The sequence below is a fragment of the Priestia sp. ST2 genome (genome assembly GCF_055810735.1).
In genome coordinates this window covers 113,474-127,033 of record NZ_JBVVNT010000008.1, presented here as the reverse complement: position 1 = coordinate 127,033, position 13,560 = coordinate 113,474, and the positions used below count along the sequence as shown (strand labels likewise).

14 protein-coding genes are annotated in these 13,560 nt (G+C 38.7%); 5 read left to right on the top strand and 9 right to left on the bottom strand.

Annotated elements, in window-relative coordinates; translation table 11 throughout:
- Positions 1 to 40: 40 nt before the first annotated feature.
- On the bottom strand, positions 41 to 1,582 hold the full coding sequence (locus AC0KUU_RS26145; protein ID WP_165575621.1) for a fumarate hydratase: 1,542 nt from the start codon (positions 1,580 to 1,582) through the stop codon (positions 41 to 43).
- A 163-nt stretch (positions 1,583 to 1,745) separates the two neighbouring features.
- Positions 1,746 to 1,931 (bottom strand): SE1561 family protein, encoded by a 186-nt coding sequence (locus tag AC0KUU_RS26140; protein ID WP_013081532.1) that lies wholly within the window; start codon positions 1,929 to 1,931, stop codon positions 1,746 to 1,748.
- A 203-nt stretch (positions 1,932 to 2,134) separates the two neighbouring features.
- Between AC0KUU_RS26140 and yfkAB the strand changes: the two genes are divergently transcribed.
- Positions 2,135 to 3,253, top strand: a complete 1,119-nt coding sequence (yfkAB, locus tag AC0KUU_RS26135; RefSeq protein WP_322551681.1) for a radical SAM/CxCxxxxC motif protein YfkAB — start codon at positions 2,135 to 2,137, stop codon at positions 3,251 to 3,253.
- 36 nt (positions 3,254 to 3,289) lie between these two features.
- On the opposite strand, the gene AC0KUU_RS26130 is transcribed toward yfkAB, so the two are convergent.
- On the bottom strand, positions 3,290 to 4,090 hold the full coding sequence (locus AC0KUU_RS26130) for a YfkD famly protein (RefSeq protein WP_043977853.1): 801 nt from the start codon (positions 4,088 to 4,090) through the stop codon (positions 3,290 to 3,292).
- Between the two features lie 178 nt (positions 4,091 to 4,268).
- Positions 4,269 to 5,324, bottom strand: coding sequence for a calcium/proton exchanger (gene cax / locus AC0KUU_RS26125; protein WP_016762856.1), 1,056 nt, complete (start codon positions 5,322 to 5,324; stop codon positions 4,269 to 4,271).
- 200 nt (positions 5,325 to 5,524) lie between these two features.
- On the opposite strand from cax, the gene AC0KUU_RS26120 reads away from it, so the two are divergent.
- The gene (locus tag AC0KUU_RS26120) at positions 5,525 to 5,941 is read left to right on the top strand and encodes a pyridoxamine 5'-phosphate oxidase family protein (protein ID WP_237075123.1); all 417 of its coding nucleotides are present in this window, start codon (positions 5,525 to 5,527) and stop codon (positions 5,939 to 5,941) included.
- A gap of 146 nt (positions 5,942 to 6,087) precedes the next feature.
- Here AC0KUU_RS26120 and AC0KUU_RS26115 read toward each other — a convergent pair whose 3' ends face one another.
- Together AC0KUU_RS26115 and AC0KUU_RS26110 are read right to left on the bottom strand one after the other, a co-directional pair.
- Positions 6,088 to 6,471 carry an OsmC family protein gene (locus tag AC0KUU_RS26115; RefSeq protein WP_016762854.1) on the bottom strand — a complete coding sequence of 128 codons (384 nt, stop codon included), beginning with the start codon at positions 6,469 to 6,471 and terminating at the stop codon, positions 6,088 to 6,090.
- Between the two features lie 189 nt (positions 6,472 to 6,660).
- Positions 6,661 to 7,149, bottom strand: coding sequence for a phenolic acid decarboxylase (locus tag AC0KUU_RS26110; protein ID WP_043975666.1), 489 nt, complete (start codon positions 7,147 to 7,149; stop codon positions 6,661 to 6,663).
- A 375-nt stretch (positions 7,150 to 7,524) separates the two neighbouring features.
- On the opposite strand from AC0KUU_RS26110, the gene AC0KUU_RS26105 reads away from it, so the two are divergent.
- Positions 7,525 to 8,709, top strand: coding sequence for an MFS transporter (locus tag AC0KUU_RS26105; protein ID WP_013081525.1), 1,185 nt, complete (start codon positions 7,525 to 7,527; stop codon positions 8,707 to 8,709).
- Positions 8,710 to 8,724: 15 nt separating this feature from the next.
- Here AC0KUU_RS26105 and AC0KUU_RS26100 read toward each other — a convergent pair whose 3' ends face one another.
- Together AC0KUU_RS26100 and AC0KUU_RS26095 are read right to left on the bottom strand one after the other, a co-directional pair.
- Positions 8,725 to 9,648 carry a cation diffusion facilitator family transporter gene (locus tag AC0KUU_RS26100; protein WP_043975671.1) on the bottom strand — a complete coding sequence of 308 codons (924 nt, stop codon included), beginning with the start codon at positions 9,646 to 9,648 and terminating at the stop codon, positions 8,725 to 8,727.
- A gap of 15 nt (positions 9,649 to 9,663) precedes the next feature.
- Positions 9,664 to 9,981: an ArsR/SmtB family transcription factor gene (locus AC0KUU_RS26095; RefSeq protein WP_097824770.1), complete on the bottom strand. Its 318-nt coding sequence runs from the start codon at positions 9,979 to 9,981 to the stop codon at positions 9,664 to 9,666.
- Between the two features lie 208 nt (positions 9,982 to 10,189).
- On the opposite strand from AC0KUU_RS26095, the gene AC0KUU_RS26090 reads away from it, so the two are divergent.
- Together AC0KUU_RS26090 and AC0KUU_RS26085 are read left to right on the top strand one after the other, a co-directional pair.
- The gene (locus tag AC0KUU_RS26090) at positions 10,190 to 10,339 is read left to right on the top strand and encodes a BH0509 family protein (protein WP_013055132.1); all 150 of its coding nucleotides are present in this window, start codon (positions 10,190 to 10,192) and stop codon (positions 10,337 to 10,339) included.
- 224 nt (positions 10,340 to 10,563) lie between these two features.
- Complete coding sequence (locus AC0KUU_RS26085) at positions 10,564 to 12,483, top strand: heavy metal translocating P-type ATPase (protein ID WP_043975683.1); 1,920 nt, start codon at positions 10,564 to 10,566, stop codon at positions 12,481 to 12,483.
- Positions 12,484 to 12,712: 229 nt separating this feature from the next.
- Here the strand turns inward: AC0KUU_RS26085 and AC0KUU_RS26080 are convergent, their stop codons facing one another.
- Positions 12,713 to 13,552 carry a YihY/virulence factor BrkB family protein gene (locus tag AC0KUU_RS26080; RefSeq protein WP_013081521.1) on the bottom strand — a complete coding sequence of 280 codons (840 nt, stop codon included), beginning with the start codon at positions 13,550 to 13,552 and terminating at the stop codon, positions 12,713 to 12,715.
- Positions 13,553 to 13,560: the final 8 nt, after the last annotated feature.

The following is a 13,560-nucleotide window of genomic DNA, read 5'->3' as shown; positions in this document are numbered from 1 at the left end:
TCATGAACGTTACTTTTTACCATACGCTTTTGATGTATGTTTATTTAAATACCGGTTCTTTAAATTGCTCAAGCTTTTCAAATGAAGACTTATCTACATCTGCATGCAAGCTGTTTCCATGTGAATCCATCGTCACTACAGCTGTAAAGCCTTCTACTTTTAAATGCCACATTGCTTCAGGAATACCAAACTGCATCAAATCAACGCCTTCTACGCTCTTGATACAATCAGCATAGTACTGTGCAGCTCCTCCGATCGCATTTAAGTATACACCGCCATGCTCTTGAAGAGCAGCAAGCGTTTTAGGACCCATACCGCCTTTACCGATAACCGCGCGGATACCAAATTTCTTCATAATATCCCCTTGGTAAGGTTCTTCACGGATACTTGTTGTTGGTCCTGCAGCGGTTACGTGCCATTTTTCGTCTTCGTCCTTTAACATAACCGGACCACAGTGATAAATGATTTGTCCATTTAAATCAATTGGTGCATCGTGATCTGTTAAATGTTTATGGATAGCGTCGCGTCCTGTATACATCATGCCGTTGATGCGCACCACGTCGCCAACTTTTAATTCACGAATTTGCTCTTCTGTAATAGGTGCTTGTAATACAACTTCTTTTGTTTCATCCGCATTTTGCTTCTCTTCGGCGCCTGCATTTTTATTAAAATCTACTTCTTCGCCTTCTTGATACAGCCACTCTTGAACACTTCCTGTATCGGCGTTGATTTTAATACCTAAGCGGCGGTAAGCCCAGCAATTATACGCAACTGACACATAGAAGCTAGCAGGAATACGATTGATTACGCCGACTTTACAGCCAAGTAATGTCGTTTCTCCGCCAAAACCCATCGTGCCGATTCCTAACTTATTAGCATTTTCCATTACATACTCTTCTAATTCTTTCAGCTGAGCATTTGGATTTGCGTCATCTAAGTTTCGGAACAGCTGCTCTTTTGCTAATTCATAGCCTGTTGTACGGTCGCCACCGATTCCAACACCAATGACGCCGGCACTACAGCCTTGACCTTGTGCTTGATACACAGAGTGCATCACACATTTACGAATGCCGTCTAAATCACGGCCAGCTCTACCTAAACCTTCTACTTCACAAGGCAGGCTGTACTGAATGTTTTTATTTTCACAGCCGCCGCCTTTTAGAATAAGACGCGCATCAATATAGTCATTTTCCCACTGCTCAAACTTAATAACCGGCGTGCCGCCGCCTAAATTATTACCGCTGTTTTCTCCCGTTAACGAATCTACGGAGTTAGGGCGAAGCTTTCCGTGCTTTGTTGCTTCTTCAATTGCCCAATAAATCGCTTCTTTAATTTGAAGCTGATTCACTCCTACAGGGGTTTTAATTTTAAATGTTGGCATACCCGTATCTTGACAAATTGGCGACAAGTTATCGTCCGCCATTTTAATATTATTGGTAATGGTCGCTAAAGACATTGCCGCACGCGTTCCTGCATTTTCACGCGCTTTTGCCTTTGCGATAGCACGTCGAACGTCTTTTGGCAATTTTGTAGATGTTTCAACAATTAAATCGTACATGCTTTGTTTTAAAGCTTCAATCATCACTTAATTCCTCCCATATCCCGCTAATGTATGTATTTATCTATCTGTCGTACAACTTTCAAAATTTATTATACTCCTTCAAAAATTGTTTCGAAAGACCTTTATAGGAGGATTTCCACTTCAAGCAAAAAAGCGCTAGTTTTTCTAGCGCTTTTTCCTTTGTTCATTCTTTATCTTTTTTAAACTGCTCACATTTTGCTTCGAGGTCATCAATCATTGTAATCAAACGATCAATGTCTTCTAGGTCTGTGTTTTCAGGCTCCATGGAGTCTAATACGTGTACAAACATATTTAAACGATCTTTTAAATAACGTACTTGTGAATCTTTATCTCGAACGGCGTTTCCCATTTTAAACCCTCCTGATATAGCTTTTCATTCGTATTTCTTTATATCCTAACGAATACTTTCATATTTGACAACTAAAAGCAATAAAATCCATAATAGTCACTGGTGTCCGTTTTGAATGAGACGTATAATTTAGTCTAGCAGGACGGACCGTGAGATGTTTTCATCATCATTTCACTTTACGGAAAAATAAAAGGAGTTTTTTTATGGCCACTTTACAACGAATTACCCCGGAGTTCGATCCGTGGGAAGCGTATTTAGATATGAAACAATATGGCAAACCGACGCTTACAAACGTTGAATTTACCACAACGACGCTTTGTAATATGCGATGTGAGCACTGCGCAGTTGGATATACGCTGCAGCCAAAAGACCCAAACGCACTGCCGCTTGATTTAATTTTAAAACGTCTCGATGAAATTCCAACTCTTCGAGCTTTAAGCATTACGGGCGGAGAGCCGATGATGTCTCTATCTTCTGTGAAAAATTATGTGGTGCCTTTATTAAAGTATGCACATGAACGAGGTGTCCGTACACAGATTAATTCAAATTTAACATTGGATCTTGCACGTTACGAACAAATCATTCCTTATTTAGATGTTTTACATATTTCTCACAACTGGGGAACGATGGACGACTTTGTGGAAGCTGGCTTTGCAATGATGGAGCGAAAGCCTACTTATGAGCAGCGCGCCAAATATTTTGACCGTATGATTGAAAACAGCCGCGCGCTTGTAAAAGCGGGTGTAACCGTATCAGCTGAAACGATGTTAAATAAACGTACGCTTCCTCACATGGAAAAGATTCATCGTCAAATTGTTGATGAAATGCTTTGTCAGCGTCACGAAGTACACCCTATGTATCCAAGTGACTTTGCTAGCACTCTAGAAACGTTATCTCTTCCTGAAATGCGTAAAGCTATTCATCACCTTCTTGATATTCGAGATGAAAATGTGTGGATGCTATTCGGCACGCTGCCGTTTTATGCATGCAGTAATAATGAGGAAGACTTATCGCTTTTACAGCGCTTGTATAGCAGTAAAAATGTAACCGTTCGAAACGATCCAGACGGGCGCTCTCGCCTAAATGTCAATATTTTTGACGGAGATATTATCGTAACCGATTTTGGTGATACGCCTCCTCTTGGCAACATTCAAGATACAAAGCTTACGGACGCTTTTGATACGTGGCAGCAAAGCACGATTTCTAAAGAACTTAGCTGTCATTGTTCAGCAGTGTCTTGTTTAGGACCTAATATTTTGGTGAAAAACAGCTATTATCAAGATACTGATTTTAGCAAACTCCAAGCGAGCATTACAAAATAACAAAAAAGAGATTCCCACGATGGAATCTCTTTTTTGTTATCTCGGCTGGTCATAAGCTCCAAAGCTTAAGGAAACATAATCTTGTACTGGAATCCATGCTCCAATTCCTTGAGACGTTACATTTCTCACCACAATTGAGCGCTTGCTGCCTTTTACTGTAACATACACTTCTCCATATGTTACTTTTCCCTTTTCACTTACAGCAGGCGTATACGCATACAGATAACCTACTTTTTTAGGAGCTACGTTATAGACCTGGTCTTTTTTCGTTCCGGCACCTACAAACGTTTGAAATGATAAAGTGAGCTTTGTTTTTTTAGCTGCTTCAATTAGCATCATTTGTTTCACATGATCAGGCTGAGGCACTTTTGCTGTTAATCCGCCTTTTACATGACTTTGATTTTCCTGGCTGTACATCATTTTGTACTGATTTTTTCCTGCTCTGTTATCATAATGATTTGTATTGATTCGCTGGTGTTGCCAGTTAACGTTTGTTTCTGTTGATTCGTAATTTAATGGCCACTGTCCTAAAAAGACGGTTGCTCTAAAACCAATTGCCCATGGAGTTTTAGAAATGTTTGATTCATTTAATATACGAATTAAATCAGGGTTTTCAATTTTTACATTTGATGTTTCAATGAGCTCTTTTGTAAACTCACTCGGCTGCAAATATGGCGTATCTTGACTAGCATTTGGATACGTATTTTCTTTTGAAATATTTAAAGCTGAAGAAGGCACGTTGATGGTAGGCTGAGCTGTTTTCGCAATGGCGATCTTCGTTGAACATGAAAATGAAATAATGATGGTAAACACAAATAAAAGCAATTTACGTAACATCTAGAAACTCCTTTCAATATCGTTAATGAATGCAACCATAGTTTTTTCAAACATCTCCTGTTTTATCCTGAATACCAAAAGGGAAATTCTTCTATTCACTTACACAAAAAGAATCCGAACGATTAATCGTTCGGATTCTTCCTTCAACTAAAACAGGTTTGTTCCAGCCTCTTCTTTTTTAAATAAGATAAAAACCAATTCCCATAATAATATAAGCACCTAAAAGAGTTGCACCTTCGAACCAGTTTGTATCTCCGTCATTAGAAATAGCAATAGTTAAAAATACGGCCGTTACCATCGCAATCAACTCAGGCCAAGTAAAGACAAGAGACATTTGGTTTTCGAACATCAGCGAAACTAACACTAATATCGGTGCTACAAACATCGCGACTTGTAAAGTGGATCCAACAGCAATTTCAACAGCTACACCCATGCGGTTTTTAACGGCCATAATAATAGCCGAAGCGTGCTCTGCTGCGTTTCCAACAATCGCTACAATGATGACCCCGATGAACAGCTCACTCCACCCAAAACTTTCCGATACAATTTCGATTGTACTAACCAAGCTTTCGGATACGTAAGCTACAGCTAACGTAGACAAAAAGAGAACAGTAATCGCTTTCCACATTGACCATTCTGGCTCCTCATGTTCTTCCACTTCTTCACTTTTATGCTGATACACCCCTCGGTGCGTTACCAGCTTAAAAAATAACGCCGCTAAGTACAAGATGATGAGAATAATGGAGATTCCGACACTCAGGGACATGGTCTTCGCTTCGTCCATTTCACTAGCAAACACTTCAGGAATAACAAACGCAACGATAACGGCAAAGATCAATAATCCAGAATTATGTCTTGCATCATAGACATTAAATTCTTGACGCTTAAATTTTAATCCCCCAATGAAGAATGAAAGACCGCCTACAAGAAGGAGGTTTCCTAATACAGAACCGGTTAACGATGCAAGCACCACCGCTGTAAGACCTTCTTTTAGAGCAAAAATAGAAATAATTAATTCTACAGCGTTACCAAACGTAGCGTTTAATAGTCCGCCTATTCGAGGACCAGCTACAACAGCTAAACTCTCTGTTGCTCTCCCCATAAAAGCTGCGAGGGCAATGATTGTTAAACAGTAAATAATAAACATAAGAACATCTGACCAGTGCATCATGTGCCCAATAACAGATAGCGGCACCCCAAGAATAACCGCTATAAGAAAAATCCGATTGATCATCGATATGTACACCTACCTTATTCATTTTTTGACAACAAAATCAATCATATCAAATTAATGGAATTTGTATAGACTCACCGTCAATGTTAGTATTTTTAACCTATTTTTATAAATGATAAACCCTTAATTGATTTTTGATTAAGATAGTTAAAAATCAGCCAAACTACCAAGGGTAAAAAGATATAATAAGGAGTGAAAAAATGAGCAATAATGATGTGAAAAATCAAATTTTATCCGTACTGGATGACTATACAATTGGAACGTTAGCTACAATTCAAGATGGAAAGCCGTATTCACGCTTTATGATGTTTTTTCATGAAGATCTTGTGCTCTACACCGCCACCAATAAAGATACCCATAAAGTCGAAGAACTAGAAAAAAACCCTTACGTTCATATTTTGTTAGGCTATGATGGGCAAGGTTGGAGTGATCCGTATGTAGAGGTAGAAGCCAAAGTAAATGTAGAAACAAACGAAGAGTTAAAAAAGAAATTTTGGAATAAAAAGTTAAAAGAGTGGATTAAAAGTCCAGATGACCCAAATTATTTGCTTCTTCAGCTGACTCCTGAACGCATCCGCTATTTTGATAAAGCCGGCAGCAAACCGAAGGAAATATGAGATTGAGACGTAGCTAAGTCCATTCCATCTAAAGACGAACAAATGGGAGCAAAGAGCTGAACCGCTTGTAACAACACCATAAAAAATCCGAACGAGTTTGATTCATCGTTCGGAACTTCTTCAGCTAAAATACTTTTGTCCCAACCTCATTTAATTTCGAAGGTTTCTGTCACTTCAATACTGTCAATAACCGACTGTAGCATTGAACAATTTTTTCGTGCTAGCTCAATTGATTTTTCAATTTTGTCTAATGGAAGCTCTTCTCCTGTAATGATATAGTGCAAATGAATTTTTTCGATTCGCCCCGCTTTTTCATCATTTCGCGTCACGCCAGCTTGGATGCGTAAATCAGAAAAAGCAATTCTTTTTTTCTCTAGAATCTTTCTTAACACGCCTCCGCTGCAAACAGCAATGGACGATACCATTAGCTGATACGGACGAAAGCCATATTCTTCATCTCCGGCGATATGTAGCTCTCCATAAGGAAGATTTGTTGTAAATCCCGCCTCTTTTTTCATGTTAAATTCCATTTCCTTCACTCCTTTACTTCATTATAAACCGCTTTTTATATAACCAACTACTCTCAATACGGATACTTGTTACACCATCACCATAAAAAGATCCGAACGAATTTGATTCTCCATCAAGAATCTCGATTCATCGTTCGGATCTTCCTTCAGCTAAAATACTTTTGTCTCAGTCTTTTTTATGACTCTGTGTTAAATTAATTTTCCGGCGCGAATATCATTTGTCATTCCTTCGTAAGGCGCTTGAGCGATAACTTCCTCATTATTCGCTCCGACATTTTTGATAAATGTAATGTCAGCAAATTCGGGTACAACGTATTTAGGATATGTTTCGTATTTTTCACGGGATTCATGCATTAAATCAAGATGATCATTTTGATAGCACACGGTAATTTCAGGATGTTCATGTACCCATTTTGGGAAGAAAATAATGCCGTGCATCCGTTTTTCATCAGGCATAAAGTTCAAAGATACATCTGTTCCAGTCGGTTCAGTCCACGATACTTTATATACACCTTCTGTTAATTTCACAATATCAACTTTCTGGTCGCGAACCCATCGTCCTGCCACCATTCCGCTATGAATACGGTAATCGATTGTATTTTCGTTTTTGATATAAATTTCATATTCCCATCCGTTTTCGTATGTGTAAATCATATGATTCCCAATAAATTTTTCCATTTTTATATCGCTCCTTTGATTTATAACACTTCGTATATGTCTGACACAACGCGATCTAAGTGTCTCACAGCAGTGCCTAGAAAAACGCAGTTGTGTAAGCGTTTATATTTTGCACTTCCTGTATGACCAATGACACTCGTTGTACCGACATTGATTGTGAATGTCGCTATTTTCTTAAGCACTGTTTGTATTCTAGCGATCGCCTTTTAATTGTAAATTAAAACATGTAACTATTTACATGTTTTATTCTACTTTCCTTATAAAAAGATGTCAAATTAATAGCACAGCACGTCTACATCCTTGTCAATAAAGCGTTTTCCTTGTACGATTAAACAGTTGGATTGACAAAATATAGATAAAAAGAGGTTGAATGCTGTGAGTGCTACTCATAAACAACGTTTCTGGATTTTAGTTAGCCTTGTCGCCATTTCTGGATTCAGCCAAGGTATGCTGCTGCCTTTAATCGCTATTATTTTTGAGAAAGATGGTCTTTCTTCTACTATAAACGGATTAAACGCAACTGGATTGTATCTAGGTATTTTATTTATTTCTCCTTTCATGGAAGGGCCGCTTCGCAGATACGGATATAAACCAATTATCGCAGCAGGGGGACTTTTAGTTATTGTATCTTTAGCTTTGTTTCCCCTGTGGAAATCTGTTGTTTTTTGGTTTGTGCTCCGTTTATTTATTGGAATAGGAGATCACGCGCTGCACTTTGGTACTCAAACGTGGATTACATCATCTTCACCTGCTGATAAACGAGGTCGCAACATTTCATTGTACGGGCTTTTTTTCGGTATTGGTTTTGCTGTTGGCCCTTTAATGACGCCGTTAATTGAAATTAACCAAGCGCTTCCTTTTATGATTTCTTCAGCTCTTTGCCTCATAACATGGGTGTTTTTATTTTTGATAAAAAATGAATTTCCCCTACAGGAAGTGGAGGTTAATTCGTTAAAAGAAACGGCTAAGCGATTTTCTAAGGCGGCTAAGTATGCTTGGATTGCTTTTTTGCCGCCTTTTGGATATGGATTTTTAGAATCATCACTGAACGGAAGCTTTCCTGTATATGGCTTACGAATTGGTTTGCAAGTAGAGTTTATTTCACTGCTGCTGACTTCCTTTGCAGTTGGAGCTATTGTATTTCAGCTTCCTCTCGGAATATTGAGCGATAAATTTGGACGGAAATTGGTATTAGGATGGATTTTATCCATTGGAGCCGTTACATTTTTTACAGCAAGTCTCTTGGAAGAGACCGCTATTCCATTAGTAGCTTGTTTATTTATAGCTGGCATGGTTGTAGGCTCGACGTTTAGTTTAGGAATCAGCTATATGACGGATTTGATTCCTGCTCGTCTACTGCCTACAGGTAATTTACTATGCGGCATTGCTTTTAGTATCGGAAGCCTTGCCGGCCCTTACATAGGTGGCACGTTTATTCAGTTCTTTCACCATATCAGCTTTTTTAATATTATTAGCGGGATGCTTGGCTTTATTTTTATTATTCTTTTTGTATTCGGACAAAAGATGCCTATGCAACAAAAAACGAGCGAGAACCTATAGGTTCTCGCTCGTTCTTTAAACTTTTAGCGTTCGATGCTGAAGAGCTGATTTTTCAATTTGTATCGTGGTATGCTCAATGCCGCAGTGATCATGTACTAAATCAATGGCTTTTTGCAAAATTTGCTGACAATCTTTTTCATCTTCTACGCGCATATGACAGCTCAATGAGTCCAGTCCTGAAGTAATCGTCCAAATGTGTAAATCATGCACATCTTTGACTCCTTCAATGTTTTCAAGAAGGTTTTTTATTTCACTGTGATCTACCCCTTCAGGAGAGCCTTCCATCAAAATATGAATGCTATGGGCAAGCACGGCCCAAGCGCTTTTTAAAATTAATACAGACACAACTACAGAAATAATAGGATCAGCAATATACCATCCAAACAGCATCATAAGAAGTCCAGCTACAATAGCTCCAATAGATCCTAAAGCATCTCCCAGTACGTGTAAGTAAGCGCTGCGTAAATTTACATTTCCTTTTACATCGCCTTGTCTCATAAGTGACCATGCGCTGATTAAATTAGCGAGTAAACCAACAGTAGCAATCAGCATCATGCTGCCGCTTGCTACAGACTGCGGCTCTAATACGCGCTGATAGGCTTCATAGATGATAAATCCTGCTATTACAAACAGTGCCACTCCGTTAAAAAGAGCCGCTAATATTTCAAAACGATAATAACCGTACGTTTTTTTAGCCGATGCAGCTCGGTTAGCAAACCATATCGCTACAAGGCTAAGAGCAAGTGAGCTTGTATCAGAAAGCATGTGTCCGCTATCGGATAATAACGCTAAACTATTTGTAAAAAGCCCTCCAACAAACTCAAGAACCATAATACCGGCGGTGATAATGAGTGCAATTAACAGACCTTTTTTGTTGCCTTCACGCTGTGTATCAAAATGGTGATGGTGACCATGATGGTGGTGATGATCATGACTCATGCAAAGCCCCTCCTTTTATTCGTTATGTGAGCATTCTACGTGCTGAATTACTTGATGCAGTATTCCAACAACGTGTTCATCATCGTACGTATAGAAATACGTATTCCCTTCACGGCGATATTTTACTAAACGTAAATGACGCAAGTGAGTTAACTGATGTGAAATAGCTGATTGTGAAACACCAAGCACTTCAACCATATGACCGACTGAACACTCTTCTTGAAATAGCAAATAAAGAATTTTCATTCTCGTAGGATCTGAAATAGCTTTTAGTATTCTTGACGCTTCTTCTACTGTTTGAGGCGATAAAAACGAATGTTCATCTTTTTTCATAACATCTCTCCGTTCATTATATGCAAGTATATGAGCATATGTTCATATATAAATTATAAAACACCTTTTTCTATATAGTCAATTATTTACGTCTTTTTAAATTTTTTTGCCTATTTTTAAAAAAAATCCACACAAAATACTTTTTCTGTTATATAATACAATTAAATATAATAAACTGTATTAAAACAGATGGAGAGGAGAATAATAAATGAGCAGACAAGAACGCAAAAACATGATTACATTTATTGAAACGATGAAGGGGATTGACCGTGAAACCTTAATGTACATGACGGATGCCGATATCGAGCACATTTACACTTCCGCTTATAAATATTATGAAGAACATTTAGATATGTAGTACGTTTTTTACAGAATGCAGACGTCCAGCTGCATTCTGTTTTTATTTTTTAGGCGTTAGTCGTTACCTCCTTGCTTGTTCCGTGCTATACTATACTAAATATCCCAATTTAAAAGAGAAGAACTGAAAAAATGTGCTGCTATCGCTGAGATGGCAGCTTTCGTGTTTTTTTAGGGGTAATGATTGTGATTATTCTTCTCAATTATCGTTCAAGGAGGATTTGTATGGAAAATGCGTTACCTAAAAAACAAGAACAAACGCCTCAAACATCTTCTGCTGTCAACGGATTAAAAACACATGGTGAACTCATTGCTGCACTGTTAAGCGGCGTGCTGATTTTAGCCGGCTGGCTGCTGTCAAAACAGCAGGATACTGCTGTATCTATTACGCTCTTTGTATTAGCTTACGTGATAGGCGGATTTGCTAAAGCAAAAGAAGGCATTGAAGAAACGATTGAAAATAAAGAATTGAATGTCGAAATGTTAATGATTATTGCAGCCATTGGAGCGGCTGTAATTGGCTACTGGACAGAAGGTGCTATGCTTATTTTCATTTTTGCATTAAGCGGTGCATTAGAAACGTACACCATGAATAAAAGCAACCGAGAAATTAGCGCCTTGATGAATTTACAGCCGCAAGAAGCAACGCGTCTGATTGGAGATCAAGAAGAAATTGTATCCATTTCGGATTTACAAATCGGTGACTTGCTGTTAGTTAAGCCGGGTGAACGAGTGCCATCCGATGGGATTGTTGTCTCAGGTCAAACAACGATTGATCAGGCTGCTATTACAGGGGAATCTGTTCCTGTACTAAAACAGCTCGATGATGAAGTATTCGCGGGCACGGTGAATGTGAAAGGCGCCATTACCATTAAAATGACAAAGCCAAGTGCTGAGACGCTGTTTCAAAAGATCATTCAACTTGTTCAAACGGCTCAAAGTGAAAAGTCTCCTTCTCAATTGTTTATTGAACGATTTGAAGGCACATACGTAAAAATTGTTCTATCGGTTGTGGCAGTTATGCTATTTCTCCCACACTATGTGCTTGGATGGAGCTGGACCGAGACATTTTACCGTGCAATGATTCTCTTAGTTGTAGCGTCTCCTTGCGCTCTGGTTGCATCTATCACCCCTGCTTCGCTGTCTGCTATTTCAAACGGAGCAAAAAAAGGAATTTTGTTCAAAGGCGGCGTGCATTTGGAAAGGTTAAGCCATTTAAGCGCAATTGCTTTTGATAAAACAGGAACGTTAACAAAAGGAAAGCCAGAAGTAACAAATGTCATTGTCCGTTCTGATATAAACGAACAGGAATTTCTTGTTAAAATCGCATCAATTGAACGTCAGTCCAATCATCCGCTTGCTCAATCTATTGTTGACTTTGTGAAAAATAAGCAGGAATTGACGCTTGTTCAGCCAGATTCGCTTGAAGACGTTCCCGGATATGGTGTCATTGGGTCTCTTCAAGGAGATACGTGGAAAATAGGAAAAGCAGATTTCGTAGGTAAAGAAGATGCAGCTGAATTTGAAAATGGGATTTCATCTACACTTGCCAGTGAAGGAAAAACGATTGTGTACGCAAAAGACCAGCATGGTATTGTGGGATTGCTTGCGCTAAAAGACGTTGTACGAACAGAAGCTGTAGACGCTGTTAAATCTCTTAAAGAGCAGGGCATTCATACCGTCATGATTACAGGAGACAGCGAAAAAACAGCCGAAGCTATTTCAAAAGAGTGTGCAGTCGATGAATACATTGCAGAATGTTTGCCTGAAGCGAAAGTAGATAAAATTAAAGCGTTAAAAGAAAAATTCCCTACCGTTTCAATGGTGGGAGATGGCATTAACGATGCACCTGCTCTTGCTACTGCTAACGTTGGAGTAGCCATGGGAGAAGGAACGGATGTGGCACTTGAAACAGCCGATATCGTTTTAATGAAAAATGATCTATCAAAAATTTCGGATGCAGTAGCTCTTTCCAGACGAATGAACTCAATTGTGAAGCAAAACGTTATTTTTTCTATTGCCGTCATCTTTTTATTAATTTGTTCGAATTTTTTCCAAGTGCTTGATATGCCATTTGGTGTTATAGGTCACGAAGGCAGCACCATTTTAGTTATCTTAAACGGCCTTCGCTTGCTAAAATCTTAACGCAAAAAAGCCTAACGTATTTGTTAGGCTTTTTATTATGGAAATCACTGCCTTAATGGTAACCGTTTTGTCCATTTTGGCTGTTGCTTGTTTTATGCTTTGGCTGGCTCTTTTTATTTTGCTTTGTATTGCTTCCGTCTTTTTTTGTATGCTTTGTCATGATGTAAAACCTCCCTTTCACTTTGTTAGTATGCTCATATCTTGCGAATGATTTCATCCCAATTTGTGACTATGAAGATTTGACTCGACGGTCGTAGAAAATAGCGTTGATTTCTCCTCCAATAACGATAATCATGCCCGATAGGTACAGCCAAATAAGCAGGATAATAATTCCGCCCAAGCTTCCATATGTAGCTGTATAGTTATTGAAATGATTTACATAATATGCAAACAGCATCGATACCACTGTCCATCCGACCGTAGCAAAAGCCGCTCCTTTTACAACATTTCGAATCAGCAGTTTTTTATTAGGAGCAAAGTAATATAACCCCGTAAAAACAGTAAACAAAATGAGGCCGCTGATAATCCAGCGGGAAGCAGACCATAAAGCGAGAAAAGTTTCTGAAAACCCAAACGTAGACGATAAATAAAGGCCAATCATATGACCGAAAACAGGAAGTAAAAGCGCTACAATAATAACAAATATCATCGCAAAAGTAAGGAGAACTGCCATACCTCTCGCCACTAAAAAAGGCCGATTTTCTTGTACGTGATATGCTCGGTTAAATGCTCTTACGATCGCATTAATTCCATTTGAAGCAGACCACATCGTGGCAATGATACCAAAGGATAATAGCTTTTCATTATGAGAACCAATGATATGGGAAACGTTGCTTTCAATCATGTGCAGCGTTTGCTGTGGCGCTACATTTTCGACCAAGTCAAGCAGGTCTGTTGATTCTAATGGCAAAAATCCAATCAGCGTAATTAAGAAAATTAAAAAAGGAAATAGCGAGAGCAGCAGATAATAAGCCAATTCAGCTGATAAACTAGGCAGCTCATCTCGATGAATGCGGCCCATCAGTTCTTTGCCAAACCTTACGATGTTATTTATGTACATTCCAGCCATATGTGCCT